This is a genomic window from Shewanella sp. UCD-KL21, from assembly GCF_001957135.1.
GTDB lineage: Bacteria > Pseudomonadota > Gammaproteobacteria > Enterobacterales > Shewanellaceae > Shewanella.
This window is the reverse complement of record NZ_MPHK01000002.1, coordinates 57,764-77,538: the sequence shown is the minus strand read 5'-3', so window position 1 is coordinate 77,538 and position 19,775 is coordinate 57,764. Positions and strand designations below refer to the sequence as shown.

9 protein-coding genes are annotated in these 19,775 nt (G+C 43.0%); all 9 read right to left on the bottom strand.

Features of this window, described 5'->3' with window-relative positions; all coding sequences use genetic code 11:
* Positions 1-85 precede the first annotated feature (85 nt).
* The 9 genes from recD to rmuC all read right to left on the bottom strand — a co-directional run bounded on the left by recD (position 86) and on the right by rmuC (position 19,621).
* Complete coding sequence (gene recD, locus BM739_RS02325; RefSeq protein WP_076536882.1) at positions 86-2,083, bottom strand: exodeoxyribonuclease V subunit alpha; 1,998 nt, start codon at positions 2,081-2,083, stop codon at positions 86-88.
* Entirely contained in the window at positions 2,083-5,949 is a 3,867-nt protein-coding gene (gene recB / locus BM739_RS02320; RefSeq protein ID WP_076537323.1) for an exodeoxyribonuclease V subunit beta, read from the bottom strand. The genes recD and recB overlap by 1 nt, the downstream gene beginning before the upstream one ends.
* Positions 5,950-5,999: 50 nt before the next feature.
* Positions 6,000-9,689: an exodeoxyribonuclease V subunit gamma gene (gene recC / locus BM739_RS02315; RefSeq protein ID WP_076536880.1), complete on the bottom strand. Its 3,690-nt coding sequence runs from the start codon at positions 9,687-9,689 to the stop codon at positions 6,000-6,002.
* A 248-nt stretch (positions 9,690-9,937) separates the two neighbouring features.
* Positions 9,938-10,588 (bottom strand): YidC/Oxa1 family membrane protein insertase, encoded by a 651-nt coding sequence (locus BM739_RS02310; RefSeq protein WP_076536878.1) that lies wholly within the window; start codon positions 10,586-10,588, stop codon positions 9,938-9,940.
* A 1,036-nt stretch (positions 10,589-11,624) separates the two neighbouring features.
* Positions 11,625-13,703 carry a DUF3488 and transglutaminase-like domain-containing protein gene (locus BM739_RS02305; RefSeq protein ID WP_076536876.1) on the bottom strand — a complete coding sequence of 693 codons (2,079 nt, stop codon included), beginning with the start codon at positions 13,701-13,703 and terminating at the stop codon, positions 11,625-11,627.
* Complete coding sequence (locus BM739_RS02300) at positions 13,700-14,818, bottom strand: DUF58 domain-containing protein (RefSeq protein WP_076536874.1); 1,119 nt, start codon at positions 14,816-14,818, stop codon at positions 13,700-13,702. The genes BM739_RS02305 and BM739_RS02300 overlap by 4 nt, the downstream gene beginning before the upstream one ends.
* 17 nt (positions 14,819-14,835) lie before the next feature.
* Entirely contained in the window at positions 14,836-15,747 is a 912-nt protein-coding gene (locus BM739_RS02295) for a MoxR family ATPase (protein WP_076536872.1), read from the bottom strand.
* A 251-nt stretch (positions 15,748-15,998) separates the two neighbouring features.
* Complete coding sequence (locus BM739_RS02290) at positions 15,999-17,933, bottom strand: transglycosylase SLT domain-containing protein (RefSeq protein WP_076536870.1); 1,935 nt, start codon at positions 17,931-17,933, stop codon at positions 15,999-16,001.
* Positions 17,934-18,139: 206 nt separating this feature from the next.
* Complete coding sequence (rmuC, locus tag BM739_RS02285) at positions 18,140-19,621, bottom strand: DNA recombination protein RmuC (protein WP_076536868.1); 1,482 nt, start codon at positions 19,619-19,621, stop codon at positions 18,140-18,142.
* Positions 19,622-19,775 lie beyond the last annotated feature (154 nt).

The window sequence follows — 19,775 nt, the reverse complement described above, 5'->3', positions numbered from 1 at the left end:
TGGAAAAACATCAAAAAAGTTACATTTCTAGCTCTCTCAATTTGACCAATTGCTTGGCGGCAGCCCCCGTAGTTTAAAATACCAACTACTCGTTATCCTCTTCCCATAACCTCAGCGCTAAGCCTGATGCGCGTGAGGTTACCTGTTTGCTGGCACGCTCAAATACATAAGGTGTGCCTAAGCAAATAAAATGCTCTTTAGCGCGGGTGATAGCGGTATAAACCAACTCTTTAGTCAGCAGCTGCCATTGGGCGTTACTGGGTTTTTGTGGTAACACAAAGGCGACTTTTTCAAACTCGCTGCCTTGGCTTTTATGTACGGTCATCGCAAAGCAACTGTCGTGATTGGGTAGCCTTGCAGGTTGTACTTTTAACAAGCTGCCATCGGCTTTAACGAAGTAGGCCATTAATTTTTCAGGCTTTTGCTCATCTTGCAATATCAAACCAATATCACCGTTAAACAAGCCTAAATTGTAATCATTGCTTTGAATGATAATCGGTCTGCCAAGGTAAAATTCTTGAGTGGGTTTTATCCAATGGTTTTGTTTAAGTACATTAGTGATGGCGAGGTTCATGCCATCAACGCCAAATTCACCTGAGCGCATGGCACATAGAATGCGGAATTTATTGAAGGTATCAATAATCTCTTCTGCGCCATAAACCCTGCTTAATTGCTGCGAGTAAGCATGCTGATTATCGAGCACTTTTTGTAAGTACTCAGCATAAGCTGCTACTGCCGATTGCAATAACGGCAGACTTTGGGCGTCGGGCTGATGCTCTATCCAAGTTAACTCTTGATGGCCGCACTGCCACTCACGGCGAATGCCGTTGATGTTGACATAGTTAACCGCATTGGCCAGCAAGCCAATGCCGCCATCACCTTTAAAGCGGTGGCTGTGCATCAGCATACATAAATTGTCGCCGAGCATAGGTTTAGGATGAATAAACTGACTGGTATTTTGCTGAGTTAACTGCTGCAATAAGTTGGCTTGCTGTTCTGAATAGCGCATTTGCCATGGTGATGCATTAGCACTAAGATCGGCAGTCACTTTCAAACCGGCACAAATATCAGCCAATACTGCGCCTGCTTCAACGGATGCCAGCTGGTCTTGATCGCCCAATAATATCAGCCGTGCATTTTTAGGTAGCGCGCTTAACAGCTTATGCATCATGGGCAAATCAACCATTGATGCTTCATCGACCACCAATAAATCTAACCTAAGAGGGTTATCTTTATGGTGTCTAAATAAGTGTGAGTTAGGGATCACTCCCAACAAACGGTGCAGGGTAGCGGCCTCTTCAGGAATTTTGCTTAGCGCATCAATTAGCTCTGGCTTAGCGGTTTGCTCAACTTGATTTACTAGCCGCGCTTTAGAGGCTTTAATGGACTCACTTAATCGCGCTGCGGCTTTACCCGTAGGTGCCACCAGTCGAATGGTTAATGCTGATTGGGTTAACAGCAGTAATAATAACTTGGTGACCGTGGTGGTTTTACCTGTGCCGGGGCCGCCAGTAATCACCGCTAAGGCTTTAGTTAGCGCCGTTGCAGTGGCCACTTTTTGCCAGTTGATGCTAGTGCTATTTACATCAGTTTTTTCATCGAATAAGTCATTCAAATATTGCGCTAGCGTTGCGGTATCAACAGTTAAGTTAACTTGTGCCAACTGGTTGAATCGGGCAGCCACTTGGGTTTCAAAGTGATAATACTTATTTAAGTACAACCGGTTATGTTCAACAATTAATGGCTGGTTTTCAGAAGGTGACCCGACACAGGTTAATGCTTCGATAGCGTCGCTGAGTTGCTGGTGGGTCATTGTTAACTTGCAATGGGACTCTTGCTCGCAAAACGGATTATCAAGATCGATATTATTGATAACTAAGCAGCTGTGCTGACTTGATAATTGCTGGCTTAATAGCGCACAGATTAATAATAAAAACTCATTATCAGCGTCATCTTTGGCATCAACTTGAGCGAGCTGAGAGTTAGCCATTTCAAGGGCGAAGTGACGATCTAGTGGGGTAATTAACCCTTGTAGTTGCCAATTTTTAAGTAACTGAGTCATTGGGGCGCTTAGGGTAATCATTATTTTTGCTCCAATGCATTGTTGTTAGTAAATAGTGCATCTAAATCAGTGATTAAGGCCTGTGGCGGTCTATCGAAAAATATTCCAGCGCCTAAAGCTTCTGGGCTCATACCACGTAAGAAAAGGTAAAAACTGCCGCCTATATGACGCTGGTAATCATAACTTGGCATTCGCAAAGATAAGTAACGATGCAGTGCCAAGGTATAAAGAATATATTGCAAATTATAACGGTGGCTACTAATGGCTGTCGCCATAGCATTATGGTCATAACATGTTAAATCGTCACCCAAATGGTTAGATTTATAATCGGCAATAAAATACTGGCCTTTATACTCAAAGGTTAAATCGATAAAGCCTTTTAACATGCCTTGTAGCTCGTCAAATTCAAGCCCTGCATCATAACCATATTGTTGTAATAACTGATTTAACTGCTGAGATTTTAATTGGCTAATGGGCAGATAAAACTCCATCTCAACTAATTTTTGCTCTGGGGCTAACTGGGCTAATGTCAGTGGCAAACCATGGTCATTTAATAGTTGACTATCTTGCGCTGCATTATTGGTAATGAGCGGGCTATTAAGGATTTGCTGATACCATTCGATTAAGGTATCTGTCCATATCTCTTGGTCAAAACCATATTGCTCCATGGCTTTGGGTAAGGCTTGTGGCAATTCAACCTCAGCATTGGTGAAATCAAATAGCTCTAACACCAAATGCATGAAGCTACCGGCATTGGCGCCGCGCTCGAAGGTAAAGCGGTTAATGGCGTTGTCTTCAACATCTGTGTCAAAAGGGTTGATGTCAGCGGCGGATTCAAATTGCGGCAGGGTTTCTTGACTAAAGTCTTCATCGTCGGCACCCGGAGAGACTTTTTCATGGGCAAGGTGTTTCACCAAACCTGAGTAACTGCCCACTCGCCATGGGGTGTGGTAATCACGCTGCAAGGTTTTTGCCGCTAACTGTTGCGACTGGCTATTAAGTTCAGTGAGTACTGAGTCATCAATCGCCTCTAGCTGAACCACGCTAATGGCATCGGGGATTGGCGCGCTGGTTTTTATGGCCTGTGCTTGTTGTGATAACAACTCAAAATCACAATCTTTAGTGGTGATCCCCAATAAATAACCAATGGCGGTTTCGTATAAGTGACTACTTACCCCTGCTTTAAGCATGCGGCTATGGTTGGCAATGTATAAGTAACACACATAAACCGGGCGGGTGAGCGCCACGTATAACAGACGTAAATCTTCAGCGAGGTTTTCTTGTTTGTATTGCTCCCAGCCTTCTTTGCTACCCTCAACATCCCAAACTAATTGGTCATTTTTATGGTAAAGCATAGGTGCAGGCTTTTTACGATTATCCCGCGCGAGACTGATAAATGGCACCATACAAACGGGATATTCAAGCCCCTTACTTTTATGAATGGTAACGATTTGCACCAGATTTTGTTCGCTTTCAAGGCGCAATTGCTGCTCATCATTGCCTTGAGCATCAATCAGTTGCTGGTCAAACCAATTCATTATCGCGCTGCTACCATCAAGTTCGGTGGCTTTTTGCTGCAGTAGTTCGCACAAATGACGGAAATCGGTGAGGCGGCGCTCGCCACTTTCAGCATTACTATTAGCACTACTATCAATACTACTATCAGCCATGCTATTTGAGTTGCTGTCGACGCTTGGGCTAAGTTGTTTACTTAAATAGCGCTTAATCAGCTGGGTTTGGTTAGCCAAACTTAACAGCGCAGGCATGATGCCGCGCTTAAGCCAGGTTTGATGCCAATCAGCAAATTGATCCAGTAAGCTTTGTCGCTGCTCTTCATCTTGATTAAACAGATGAATTTGCTGGGCGCTGTAACCCATAAGCTCGGTGGCAAGTGCTGCGCGAAGGCAGCGCTCATCTTTCGGGTTAGCAATAGCCCGTAAAATGATCGCCAGTTCAAAGGCCTCTTGGGTGTTAAACACGCTATCTCGGCTTAAAAATACTGCGCCAATATTACGCTCGCTTAAGGCTTGCTTCATCACCGAGGCTTCGTTTTTATCGCGCACTAACACGGCAATATCTTTGGCGATGAGCGCTGTGCCATTCATATGGCATTGTTTAGTTTGTTTTTGACCATCTATCTGGTCTTGATTAGTTTGCGCTTCAGTTAATAAACGTTTTATTTCACTGGCAGCATCATTCGCCAGTAGATGACGGGCAGTGGTTTTATTTAAGCCGCTTTCACCTTCGCTAAGTAGTTTAATTCGCAGCGCTGATTTGTCTTCTGTGGCTTCAGTGAGCTTTTTATTGTCAGCGCTGGCTGGGGTATCAACCACATCATAAGGGATCGCATCACTGATAAATGGATCCTGATGTTGGCTAAAGAGCTGGTTAACCCCATTAACCAGTGCAGTAGATGAGCGGTAATTGGTTTCGAGGTTATAGTGCGCTTTAGTTTGCTTACGGGCATGAATATAGGTATGAATATCGGCGCCGCGAAAGGCATAAATGGCTTGTTTGGGATCGCCAATCATTAATAAACTTAAACTATCAAGCTGAGTTTGCTGCTGATAAATGGTAGAGAAAATCGTAAATTGCAGCGGATCGGTATCTTGGAATTCATCAATTAATGCCACCGGAAAGCGCGTCGCAATGGCTTTGGCTAAATGCTGCGCGCTTGGTTCATTCTTAGTTGATTCAATAGCAGTTGATTCAATGGCAGTTGAATCAGTAGCAGTTGATTCAGTAGCAGTAGTTTCAGTCGCCGTTGATAAGGCATCAGCCAAGGTGATCAAGAGATCATCTGGGGTCATCAAGTTGCGCTGGGCTTTTTGCAGCATAAATCGCAGGCGAATACCGTCACGGGCGCGAATTAAAAATGATGGCTTTATTTGCTGGATAAGTGCAAATAATCGCTCGATATGATCGAGCAGTGGCGCATCATTTGCGCTGGGGATAGTGCCACCTTTATTGAGTTTTAGCTCAGATAGCGCCAGCATTTCTAAATCTTTAATTGGCGGCAGGCCATTGCCGAAGGTAACCCAATTGGTTAAGCGATCATACATGGCGGCAAGCTTCGGATAATCATCGGCTTTTTTGCCGAATCTCGCGCCATTGAGCGGTAAGCTGTGTAGTAGTTCCAGTTCTTTTTCACTGTCTGTTGGCCAGCGCTTTTTAAAGCGAGCAAGCCTTTGAACTAATTCATCAGCTAACTGGTTAAACTCTTTCGCCACAAACGGGATATTGGCTTGGCTCGCGCCGAGTAACGGTTTAAGTTGCCAAGCCAAACTATCAGGGTCGCCAAACTCGTTATCAATCACTTGGGCTAATACTTGTGGTAGCGGATAACAGGTCTCACGCCAAAAATCACGTACAGCATGATGTAAAAATTCACTGTCATCGAGAGTAAATTCTGACTCAAATAATAGCGATGACTCAAACGCCATGTCAGATAAAATGCGCTGACAAAAACCGTGAATGGTAAAAATAGCCGCTTCATCCAGTGACTTTAGCGCTAAATCTAAGCGTCTTAGGGCAATTGCCCGCTCAGGCTCTGGTACTTGTTGGTACAGCGCCTCTACAAATTCATCATCGGTGTCTAAGCCAATAAAGCACTTAAAGGCCACTTGAATACGTTTACGAATTCGATCCCGCAACTCTTCGGTAGCGGCATTAGTAAAGGTCACCACTAAAATCTGTTCACAGCTGAGCGGCGCTTTATCTTTATCGCCCAGTAATAGCCGTAAATACAGCCCTGAAATAGTGTAGGTTTTACCGGTGCCAGCACTGGCTTCAATTAAGCTTGAACCTGCAAAAGGCAGTGTTAGCGGATTAAGCTTGCTGACTTGGGAGTGAGTTTCTTTGCCATGAGCGATTTCAGAGTCAGTCATTTCTGTGTTAGCGGCCTCTAACTTGCTAGCATTGTCAATAATATGAGTCATTAGGCTTTGCCCCCTTTTATCACTGAGAGCTTAGGTGGTTGGGTCGCATATTCGTCAAGCTCGGCGAGGGTGCCTTTGTGATAAATACTCAACATAGGTTGCAGTAACATGGTGGCTGTTTTGCCAAATTCAGCTTCAGTAAAGTCTTCAGGAAAACTAAATAAACGCCGATTATGGGGATCGTTCCCTTCACCAAAGCCTGATTGTTCATCAAGCCATAATGGCTCGGCTGCTTGCAGTTTTTCCATATGATCACCATCGGCTTCAACATAGGCTAATGCGGTGCGCGGCATAAAGCATAACGGCTGGGCTTGGCCATTGAGATAAGCTTGAATAAATTGCTGTAATAATTGCTGAGCGGACTCTGGCGTAATTGCACTAAAGGCATGAAAATGACCAATATCCAGCAGGTAACTGTTTTTCTCAACTCCTGCGGCATTAAGACATAAATGACGTAGATACACCCTGACAAAATCACGGCCATGGGCAGTACCAGGGCGATAATTTATTTGCCCTTTAGCGTAAATATCATCGATGCGGCCAATAAGGTTAACGTTAATGTTTGATTGAGTGCTGTCTAGCGGCGTTAGCCCTTCAAACTGTAAATCAATATCTACTTCCTGACTGTGGCTCTTATCGCCAGTAAGATAGAGCACCCTGCCAATGACGTATTTAATGTCGTTTTGGTAGCGATTAAGCAGCACGTCATCAAAGGGCGCCATGGGTAAACTGCCACTGGCTTTTAGCTGGTTGATAAACTCAATGTCAGCGTGTTCAAGTTGGTGATGCACTGCACTGTCAATCATTGCTGATTGTAATTTATAGCGCTCTAATGCATCTAAGTTAAATGGCTCGTCGTTATCGTCAGCTTGAATACGTAAATTAAAATCAATTTTTAAACTGCGATTAAAAAAGAATTGCGCCGGGCTTCTGAAAAATCGTAATAATGCCGACAATTCAAGTTGTACAATTGCGCTGCCATCGTCGGCAACAGCATCAAATGGGTTGTCATCGTTGGCTAAATCTAACGGCTTAAGGCGGTTAAAGAAGCGGGCATTATTAAGTAAGTGGTTCGCATCAGCGATACTTGGCGGGCACCACTGATGATTATAACTTTGCTGCAATTTAGTTTGCTGAGTTGCAGTAAACAATTTGGCATCAAAGGGTTGCAGCGGTTGCTGCTGGATTAAATGGCTTAATATTGCTTTATCGGCATTATTTACTTCAACGCTTTCACGTAAGCTTTCACGTAACCCTTGGCCGGTTTCCAGTTGTGGCTCATTATTTGTAGTGAAATAATAGTCAGCAAAATAACACAGCTGGCAATACTCGGTTAGCTCTGACACCAACATTGAGGGAATTCGTTCAGCGTTATCACGCTCAGAGTGGCCAATATAGCTAATATAAAATTGCTCTCTGGCAGACAATAAGGCTTCTAAAAACAGGTAACGATCGTCTAATCGGCGGGAACGGTCACCTTTAATGGCGCCATTGTGGGCCATTAAGTCAAATCCAACAGGGTGTTGTACTCGCGGGTAAACGCCATCATTCATACCCAGTAAACATACCACTTTGAAGGGAATTGAGCGCATCGGCATCAAGGTACAAAAGTTCACACTCCCCGCAAGGTAGCGCTGACCAACTCGAGATTCATTAAGGTTTTGATTAAACCATTGCTTGAGCACTTCAACATCTAACTCTCCTTGGTGACCCGCATCTTCAAGCTCGGTGCTTAAGGTGACTAAGGCTTCGCGAATGGTTTGAACTTGCTCGCGCTCGTCATCATCAGCATCAAAGAAAACCTCTAATAAGCCTTGTAGCTGCGCGATACGTTCAAGGGTTGGACATTGGCTAGCCAGTTGCAGTTGGTATTCGTCAATGGCCTCTAAGAAATTGAGTAAATAGCCAAGAATTTGCGCAGACTGGCCTTCAACACCTTGTACGAGCAATGAATCGTTATAAAGCGCTGACTCGTCATTAAAAGCATAACCTTGAATTAAGCGGCTAATACCAAATGCCCAAGAGTTTTGCTTAAAGGCTGGCACTCCTTGTTGCAATCGGGTTTTTTCATCACGGCCCCAACGCACGTTGGCATCATCTAACCAACGTCTAACAAGCTGCAGAGCATCATCATCGAGCTGAAATTTTCGTAAAATTGCTGGGACTTCGAGAATACTGATAATGTCAGTGAGGCCAAAACGGCTTTGATTAATATTGAGTAAATTCAAAAAGCTGTTAATTAGCGGTGACTCTTGAGCTGCGCCTCTATCGGCAATGGCATAGGGAATATAGTAATTAGCTGTTTTGCCTGAGTCTTGATTACTTCGATGTAAACCGCTATTGCTAGTGCCAAATACCGCATCAATATAAGGCGCATAAGCTGCTACATCTGGCATCATCACCACTATATCTTTGGGTTTTAGTGATTCTTTACCGTTGTCATTCGCATTGGTTGACAGCAACTCAAGTAAATGATCGTGCAGGGTTTCGACTTCACGTAGCGGGCTATGGCAACTGCGCAGGGTAATAGATTGGTCTTGCTGGCTTAACGAGCGTCTATTGGCGACATTTTGATAAAGCGCTGCATCAGGTCCAAGGGCTTGGCCTAAGGTTTCCATTTGCAGAATATCGTATTGCCCCCCTTGCAGTAGATTTAAACTGTCAGGGGATTGATCGGGCTCGATATAGCAGTCGTAACTAAAATCAGTGTGTTCAGGCGGTAATTCGAGCATTAAATCCAATAATTCACGGCCCATTTTGCCATTGTTAGCCAGAATCGGATTACCCACTTCAAGCTTTTCTTCCCATTGCTCGCCTAACTGTTTTTTATCAGCGTATTGCAGCGCCATTCTTGCGCGAGCTTTAGGGTCAATAATATCGCCCCAGTAATGCTGACACGGGCTTAAGGAAAACATGATCACTTCAATGCGTTCAGCCAAGTGATACAGCACTTGCAAGGTTTGCGGCGGCATTGAAGAAATACCAAACACAAATAACCGCTCTGGTAGCGACTTAATCACAGTATCAGAGTTTTGCAATGCGGCAATTAAGTGTTGATGCAAGTTAGCGCGATGATAAGTGCTGGCATTAAGTTGATGCTGGTTATATTCAATCAGTGCCCGCCACAGTTTAGGCTGCCAAAGCTGGTTTTCTTCCAATTTAAGCGGATGCTCATTTTGCTCCCAAGCTAAAATCCAATCAGGGCGATAAACAAGATATTGGTCAAAAATATCAGCAATACGGCCACACAATTGATACAGCTTAATAGCATCAAAACTGCCAGCTTGCACATAGGGCAGTGTTTCATCGCTGTTACTAGCGTGCTGAGTTTCTACTGGGGCTAAATAGGCTTGCAGCGGCGCAAAATCTGGGTCATCAAGTAATGGCGGCAGTAAATCCATTAACTTCCACGTCATCGCCGCTTTAGTAAAAGCATTATCTTTAGGCACATCAGGCAACAGCTCATGGCATAACTGCCAAGTAAAGCTTGAAGGCAGCGGAAAGGACAGGGCAGCGGCAATGCCATTATATTTGGCCACTTCTAAGCGCAGCCAAGTCGACATCCCCGGGCTTTGCACCAAGATATGTTCATTTGCGAGTAAATTAGCGTTATCAAGGGGGATAGCGAGCATTTTAGACAGTTGTTCAGACAGAACTTCCATCTGATTTGATTGAATTAATCTAAGCATTAATCGACTCTACAAATGATGATGAAAACCATTCTAAGAGGTTGTTATTAGGTTTGAAAGGCTTTTATCACATCGAGGGTTTAAGCGCTAAATAAGCAACCAAATTCGATGTGTATTGGTTAGGGGGTATAGCGTATTTCATTTAGTAGGCTTTACTTGTGGAAGCAGATTTTGGGCATTAATTTTTAGAGAGTGAAGAGTTATAAAAGGTCAGAATAAAGTTCATTCTGACCTTTTATCTATTCAAATTAAATAGCTTTATATGTGTCTTGTTGATGCAAAAATTTATTAACCACCAAGGATTGAAATAAACTAGTCACGCTAGATGTAGCCCAATATAAACCGATAGCGGATGGAAAGCTTATTAAGGTAACAACACAAATAATAGAGGGGATTATAAGCAACAAAGTACTGGTGTGCTCCGCGCTACCTGGCATCATAGTCATAGAAAAGTATGTGATAACGCCAACAAGCAATGCCAGTGCAACATCAGGTTTTGCAATGTTAGCAATCCAAGCAAATTTACTATTAAACACTATCTGTTGAAGGGCTTGGAACATGCCTAAACCAAAAACACCCTGACTGACAATATTCACTGCACTATTTTTATCCAGAATTTTAATATTGTGTTTTTTATATAGCGCCATTGTACATTTAGCTATTTCATTTGGTTTGTCTTTATATATTGTTTTTATTTCTTCTAACTCAGGTTTTATTGCAGATATTGCTTTTTTATTTCTATACATATTTGTCATAGCCAGAACGTTCATAGGCATTAAGACTAAGCGTCCAATCAGAGTAAACAATATGATTGCTACGGCCTCAGTCACACCAACTTCGTTAGTGAAAAAACCAATAGTTTGCACAATAAAACTGGTGAAAAAATTCCAAATATCCATTTACACTTCCTTGCTTGACATATTATGTCTAAGTTAGCTTTTGAGACATATTATGTCAATTGTTTTTTATTTGACCATTTAGTTAATAAAAAAATAACTGAGACACCCATAATTAATTTTCAATTATCAGCTTTGGGCATAGGCAAGTTACCATAATTGTATTGGTTAGGTTATGGAACACCATAGCTTCAAGTTAATCAATTGCCTGCCGCAGGCTTATGTGCAGATGCATCCAAGACACGCCGTGAACACATCCCTGTGGGCTCTACGAAAACATCCATGTTTTCGAAGGTCTTGAACGCATCTACACCGGAATTATTATCTCTTCGATTTAACTTCATTAGTAACGAAGTTTAAAGATAGGCATGTTCAATTTGAATTGAGGAAATTATTTGTGACACCCATAAATAATTTTTCAATTATCAGCTTTAAGCCATAGGCAAGTTGCCATAGTTGTATTGGTTAGGTTATGGAGAACCATAGCTTCAAGTTAATCAATTGCCTGCTGCAGGCCTTTGTGCAAGCACGACTGCGACACGCTGCATTCTTTATATAAATCAAAAGGTCCCTGAAAGCTCGGCCATGACGTCCATGTCATGGACGGTCACAGCCGCGCTTACACTGGAATTTTTATCTCTTCGATTTAACTTCATTAGTAACGAAGTTTAAAGATAGGCATGTTCAATTTGAATTGAGGACGCAGAGAAAATAGCGTGAAGCTCACATGGATGTGAGTTTAGCTTTCGCGGTGCATGGATGCACCATCGGAAGCGTTAGCATTTTCGAATAAGTCTGAAGTTAGCAATAAACGAAGTTAAAAGCTGGATTAATCCCCATCGGAAATTATGCGCTTTTCAGCATTTTTCGTTAGGGGCGGCAGGGCCTAATTCTTTAACAAGGAGTATAGAGGGTATTGCTGTTGATACCCTTTTGGCCGGTGCAGGATGGAATCCTGCGATGTTGCTTTTATCTCTTTAGCACCACGACTTTGATCTAATAAATGAACTCAACAACTTTTAGAAATACACAAATCAGCCTACAAATTCCTTTTTACCTTCCTAAAATAGCGCTTAAACAATCTTTGGTGCAAAACAACTTGTTTCGCCGTCAATGGTTGATATTGCAGCGCAATAAAGTGTTCAGTCATTTTGTCAAAATGAGCCACCAGTTGTGGTTGCTGCTCACTAAATGCTTGATGAATAAACTGGGCATAAGCTTGTGGAGGCATCGCATCACGTTGAAAGCCTTTGTGTGCTAACTTTTCACAAATAAGGTTATAACGTTTAATACATGGATCTTGCTTGGGTTGCAGTTTAAACACGCCAGCAAAATAGGCGATTATAAGGGCAATAATGATAAAGCTGATGATCATCATTATGGCCACTTTACTGCTAGTGACATTGCCAAGTAGTTTGGCTAATACTTGTTGCTGTCGCTGTTCATCAAAACCCAGTACCCACACACTCCAGTAGAAATCGATGCTAGCCAGTTGCAGGCGAATATTGTTCAACCACGGAATATTTTTGACCTGTAAACTGGTAAATAGGCTGTCTTGTAAGTAGCTATCTTGGCCTGTAAACGTAGCATCAAAGCCGTCTAATACACGCTCTGGGGCAATCATGGCGGTGGGGTCAAACCTTACCCAACCTTGGCCTTCTAGCCAAACTTCGGTCCATGCATGGGCCATGTATTGATAAATGCTGTAATAACCGGCTTTGGGGTTATATTCGCCGCCTTGGTAACCTGTGACCAATCTGGCAGGTATGCCACTTGAACGGGCGAGAAACACCAGAGCTGAAGCGTAGTGGGAGCAAAAGCCTGCTTGGTTAGTAAATAAGAAGTCATCTACTTGCTGCTGGCCAAGCTTTGGCGGGCTTAAGGTGTAGTAAAAAGCTTGCTCGGCGAAGTAACCCATCATGGCATTGATGCGCGCTGCTGGCTGTGGGTAATCCTTAGCAAATTGGGCTGCCAACTGGCGAGTTAGTGGATTGCTATTATTAGGAATGGCCAAATTTATCTTGCTGATATCTGGCGCGAGTTTGTCATCAAGTGCGCTATTGGGATAAGAGCTCACTTGGTAACTTAAACGTTGATCAATGTTGCGCAGTGAGAATAGCCTAAAGTCGGATAACTCGACAATGTGCTCAGATTGACTAAAAGCCTGATCTAAACCAAACAACCATTTTTGATAAGTCGGCTCAGTGATCACTTGATAATTTAATGGCGCCGCAAGACCTGCTGCATTGGGCTTAGCGCGCTTAGGTTTATTGCCATAGGCGCTACGCTGTTCATTTTTACGATAAGGCGACTGACTCCAGCGCTGACCATCGTAGTTTTCCATGACCTGTGTGCGCCAATACAGTTGCTCATTGCTAATCAGTTGCTGCTTATCGGTGTTGTTGAGTTCATTTTCAAAACCCACTCTAAATGCCAAATCCGGCGAGCGGGTTAACTTACTGATATCCCCTAATGCGATTTCATCTGACAGGCCGGTAGTAGCGTTTTTCATGCTGGGGGCTAACCACAATGGTGGCAGCCTTGGAAATACCACAAAAAGCAGTATGGCTAAAGGCAAGCTTTGGGCGAATAATTTTACCCCGAAGCGAAAGTTTACCTTCCGACTTGAATGCTGATAAATACTGATTAACACACAGGTATTAATGATGGCGACAAAGCTCAGTTGCAGGGTGTCGAGTATGGATTGACGATCTAATAGTGCAAAACCGATTAAGAAAAAGCCCACCAATACCACGACTTTAACATCGCGTACTTGGCGCATTTCGATGTATTTAAGGGCATAGCCGAGCAGTAGCAAATTGACTAATGCATTTAGTAATCCAATTTCCTGTGACACTAAAGCCAAGGTGACAGCGGCGCCAATGGCTAGCCCTGTGACTAATACTTTAGGCGGCGCCGCCACCTTGCCAAGGTAAATCCCCACCCGCCACACAAAGCAAATGGCGCAAATGCCGATGCTCCATAAGGTGGCATGCTGGTATAACGGCGATAGCACCAATACATTGGTAATTAATAACCAAAAGAGGGTATTGCGACCAATGTTCTCATTAAATGGGTCATTTAACTGATGTTTTAACGCCTTTGAGCCTTGGGTCATTTTCTGCTCTCCACTGGGCGTTTATCAGTAAATGCCGATGTTGACTCAGGTGTAATTGTTGACTCTGGTGTATTTGTTGGTTTAGGTGTAACAGTTGGCTGAGCTGCTGAGCCATAAAGCGCAATCATTTGCTGACATTGTTTTCGATGTGACTCGCCGCTGTCTTGTTCGATAATTTGCTGGTTTAATGCCAAGCCAAAAACTTGCTGTGATTGAGATAAGGCGTTGACTTGCCACGCCAGTTTACTGAGTTTTTGTTCAAGACTATCACCACGGGTGTCGTCTAAACTGAGCCACACAGGTTTGCCTTCAGGTTGGGCAAATTCTTTTGTTAGCATACCGCGCCCTTGTGCCCATTGCTTCCATGCCACTTGTTTAAGTGACTCACCTTCAACAAAGGTTTTAAGGCCTTTATAGTCATCAACCCCAGGTTGCAATTTACCGTGTTCAAATTCGGTTTGATTGTCATTATCTAAACTGGTTAACGATACATGGGTGGCCAGCGGCGCGGCATAAATAATATGCTGGATATTTAAATCCACATAGGACCAAGTGTTAAATAGCCCCAGTGGGAAACTGGATGAGACGCGAATTCTACCGGGGTTAACTAGACCTCTGGATTGCGCAGAGCTGCTGACGCTGGTGTCGATGCCTTCAGCGACATCGGTAATGCGGCTATGGCGCTCATTAGGTAGATTCAAGCAAATTTGCTGGTGACTGGTTTGGCTGTTGTCTTTGTTGATTTTACTGGATAACACAACCGGAAAGGCCAAGCTTTGGTTGGCATAAGTCTCAGGTGGGGTTAATGCGGTTAAGGTTAAACCTGCAAGATTTTTATAGCTGTAAATAATGCAGCTATGGAACACACTGGCCAGTAATAAACTTAAGCCGATCACCAAGTTGTTTTGATAGTTGGTGCCAAATAAATACAGCACCACAATCAGCAAAAACCAAGCGACCCCAAAGCCACTGGGTAAAATAAAAATACTTTTATGGCTTAAGGTGATTTGTTTGTTCGCGGGTATTCGCTTATCTAACCACTGTGACCAGCGCTGCTTAATCGCGGCTGGGATCAAGCGTGAATACCATTTCTTTGTCGCCTTGGAGTTATTCATCTGCAATTAATTTCTGCTTAGCTAATTGGGTTAACGCTTGCGAGAATTTGATCTGACAACGCTTGCCCCTGCAGTTGGCTATTGGTTCTTATGCGGTGCTCTGCTACGCAGTGAAATACGGCCTGAATATCTTCAGGTACCACATAATTGCGATGATTTAATAGCGCCCAAGCTTTAGCTGAGTCCAGCAGTGCAATACTGGCCCGAGGCGATAGCCCATTGCCATCGATTTGCTGGCGAGAGTATTGGGCAAGGTTGATTAAATATTTAAGCACTGCATCAGAAGCACTGACTTTTTGTACCTGATGTTGCAAACTCATTAGCTCGGTTGGGCTTAAGCATTGTGTAAGCGGCGGGGCATCGCTGCGCTGATGTAGCCCCTTTAGCATGGCTAACTCAGCATGTTCATCAGGGTAGCCAATAGAAATGCGCATCATAAAGCGGTCAAGTTGCGATTCAGGCAGGGGGAAAGTCCCCGATTGCTCAATGGGGTTTTGGGTAGCGATAACAAAAAATGGTTGTGGCAATGTGTGTGTTTCACCATCAATGGTGATTTGTCTTTCTGCCATGGCTTCAAGTAAGGCACTTTGGGTTTTAGGACTGGCGCGGTTGATTTCATCGGCTAACAGCATTTGATTAAAAATTGGGCCAGGGTGAAACTCAAATACTTGATTTTGCTGCTGGTAAATGGATACCCCTAAAATATCGGCAGGTAACATGTCACTGGTAAATTGAATGCGTTGATAGCTCATGCCTAGCGAGGTGGCTAATGCTTGAGACAGACTGGTTTTACCCATGCCAGGTAAGTCTTCGATCAGTAAATGACCTTTAGCGAGAATACAGGCTAGCGCCAGTTTGATTTGCTCAGGTTTACCTAATAATACCGTTTCTAATTGGCTTAACAGCGATTGTAGTTTTGTTGCTGACACTAAATACTCCGTTAGTTAACAAATACGGCCTAATTAAGCTATTTTGCTAACAAGTACATCGAATGGCTTACGTTAACCTGCCAAAGATAATAAAGGAAGATATTCAGTGATAAAAAATGATAGCTAAACTCTGTGATGAGTTTAGCTATCGTGGCAGTGAGTTATCGGTTTAGAGCACTGCTCACGACAGCCTGAGTAAGCCTTAAACGGGCATTAAAGTGGCTTAAGGCTAATGACTTATGACAAATGTATTAGTAAGCAAACTTGCGTTCGGCATCGCTAAACATAGGGGCATCGCGACCCTCTTGCTGCTGATAGATCATTCTATAGCTGAGTACGGCTTGCACATATTCCCGGGTTTCCTTAAAGGGAATGGTTTCGATAAAGCTCATGACGTCCAGTTTTCCGTCAGACTCTTTTAACCAACGGGTGACCCTGTGGGGGCCGGCATTATACGCTGCTGTGGCGAGGACGCGATTTTGATCAAACTGTTTGAGCAATTGGCCGTAATAAGCACTGCCAAGTTGGACATTATAATTCACCTTATATAGGTCATTTTTATTGTTAAATTTGAGCTTATTTTTACGGGCAGTTTCTTTTGCGGTTGCGGGCATGAGTTGCATTAATCCGCGCGCGCCCACACCAGAGGTGGCATAAGGGTAAAACGCACTTTCGCGGCGGGCGATTGCGCGTATTTCATCTATCTCAACCTGATATTTTTTACTTGCTTGTTCAAATTCGTTTTGGGCGGCGTTAGGAAAGCGTAGTTGCAAACTATTCCATTTTCTGGCTTGTATGCTGGCTTCGACGCTGTAATCAAACCAAGCATTTTTAAGGGCGAGTAGGCCATATTCGGCCTTCATCGCGGTATCATGGCGGCGCAGCAAATGAACCCATTCACTGCGAGCATCGCGGGTTTTATCGATGGCAATTAATTCGATAATTCTGGCAAGGCCGGGGTCATCATGCAGTTTTTTAGCAAGCTGTGGCGATGACTGTAACTTGTCATCATTTAACGCCAGCGGGGCCTTTATGGATTGGGCGGCGTAAAAGCCATAAAAATTGCGTGCTTGGCTAAGTTGCTTCGTTATCTTGTCTGCTTGGGTTTTGTCGGTGGTTTGACTTATGCGTGCGCTCCAATACTGCCAGCGAGAGTCATCAATCACATCATCACTGAGTAATGTGAGATAGTGTTTAATTGCTTTTGTATCTTGCTCTGCGATTGCCCAGCGCAAACGAATTTGAAATAAGTCATCAGAGTCTAAAATCGGTAAGCTTGCATCAATGTGTTCCAGTAAATCAGCTTCTTTTCTGATTAATGCCCTGCGGACAATATAACGATTAAGTTGTTGGCCTTTGATAGCACTAAAACGATTAGCCTTATCATATTTCTTATATAATTTGACTGCTTGTTTTAAGTCTTTTCTGGCAAGTTTTCTGAGCCCAACATTAACAATATCCGCTACAATGGGCGTTTTAGACGAAAACTTTTTGGTATTACGTAGACTGTTGGGATCGCGATAAACTGAAATGAGTAAATCCGCTTCAGCTTTATTTTTGGTGATTTTTCTTGATAGGTATTGGGTTAAGCCATATTGGTTTTCATTAAAACTAAGTAACATTCTTGACCAAATTAATGCTTGGGTTCTTTTACCTGCTTTGGTCCATTGACTAAATAACACATCACAAGCCTTGGGGCGTGAGCGACCATAAAGCCACAGTTTTTCAGCGCCTTCATAAGCGATGTTGTTATTGCCTTGAGATAATTGAGCGCGGTAATAGTAACACTGCAAGGTGACATCATTAGGGGCGTTAGGTGAGATGGCTAAAAAGTTTTGCCACTGCTTTTTCTCGCCAGCATTTTTCAAATAGCGATAGCGTAAGCCGTTATAAAGTGGAGTGGTATTAAATTGCTCGATAGCTTTATGGGCTTGAGCTCCACTCATTTTTAAAATCTTGGCGATTTGCTCATGATAATCAAGATAAACAGTTAATGGGTAATCACCCAACTGCTTACGTAGCTTTTGGTATTGGTTGAGCTGTTGTTTGTCTAACGCCTCTCTGGCATCAAGATACAATTGCTGTTGGGGGCTTAAACTTGATTTTTCAGCATGGGCGAGATTAATGCTAGCTGACAGCCACAGTAACCCTAGAAAAACTACAAAATTAACCAATATGTTGCGCATAATAATGAGAATCTCCGCCTCAGTACGACATCTTTTGCGAACCAATCTGTTTGAATCTAATTAATGAATAGTATCTATTAAGCGGCATTATCAATATTAGCCAAGTGTCTATTTTTGCTTAAGGTGTTGCCACCTCAAGCCAAAGAATAGTGCAATTAGCTATAATTGCTCATAAAAATTGCTTATAAAAACTAAATTAAAACCGCTTATGACTCTTTAGAGTCATCTAAGGCTTTATTTATTAATTGAGGATCAAGGTTTTTACTGGTTTCAACACCCAATTTTTGCATAACATGGGCTTGCCTTATTAAATTACCTTTACCTTGGGACAGTTTATTCATTGCTTGCTGGTAGGCTTTATCGGCAGTGTCTAAAGCGCGGCCCAGTTTATCCATGTCGTCAACATAGCTGCATAATTTATCGTAAATTTTACCAGCTTGGGCTGCGATACTTTGGGCATTTTGGTTTTGGTACTCATAGCGCCAAATATTGTTAATGGTGCGCAGTGCCACTAATAAGTTCGTTGGGCTGACTAACATAATATTATGATCGAGAGCAAAATTGACCAAGCTAGGATCTGACTCCAGTGCCAGTAAAAATGCAGGCTCTATTGGAATAAACATTAATACATAGTCGAGACTTTTGAGGCCATGTAGCTTGTGATAGTCCTTATGGCTTAGGCCTTTAATGTGTTGACGAATAGATAAAGCCAGCTCTTTTATCGCCTGTTGCTGCACTAGCTCGTCTTCACTATTAAAAAAGCGCTCGTAGGCAATTAATGACATTTTGGCATCAATCACCACATCTTTTTGTTCAGGTAGGTGAACGATGACATCAGGTTTAAAGCGTTTACCTTGATCGTCTTTTAAATCTTGCTGGGTATCGTACTCATGGCCTTCACGCAGACCACTTTCTTGTAGGACTCGTTCAAGGATCACTTCACCCCAATTACCTTGTTGCTTGTTATCGCCTTTAAGCGCTTTGGTCAGATTGACTGCATCTTGACTCATTCTCAAATTTAACTCTTTGAGTGCATCAAGTTGATGTTTAAGGGCGCTGCGCTCAGTTTGCTCCTGGCTATAGGATTCTCTAACTTGTTGTCTAAAGCCTTCTAGCTGCTGTTTTAAGGGCCCAAGCACGCCATCCATTTGGCTGACATTTTGCTTCTTAAAGTTTTCTGACTTCTCCTCGAAAATACGGTTGGCCAGGTTTTCAAATTGCAGTTTTAGCCTTTCTTCGGCTGATTCTAGTAAGGCGATTTTGTCATTTAAGGCGGTTTTTTCGATGTTAGCCTGGGCTTGAATGCTTTGTTGAATCGCATTAGATTTAGACAGTGCTAGCTGGGTTTCCATGAACTTACGCTGGCCATCGTTTAACTGTTGTTCTAGTAATGGCACTCTTTCGGCAAAGGCTTCCATTTTAGCTAATTGACCAATCAATGACTCGAGCTTATTTTGAGTGAGCATTAACGCATCTTGTTTGTCATCAATTTGCTCTGTAAGTGTTTGCTGTTTAATTTCAAATTCAGCAGTTAATTGGCTCATTTCTTCAGCAATGCGCTGCCTGTGTTGCTCCCAGCGCTGACGGGTTAACCGCTGATTAAGTAATGCGCCAATAAGAAGCGATAAAAAAGCGACGGCGGCTAAAACGATAATTTCGGGGATAGTTAAACTTGTAGGAAATGTCATGCAAAAAACCTGCAAAAAATGATGCTTAAGATTCTCATGCAGGGCAGTACACTGCAAGCTGCAAAGGGGCTATTTAATACTTAAGCGCTTAATTATTAAACTCAAAACAGCAAAATTGTAAACTTTTTGAAATTTAAACGCGTATTAGACTGTC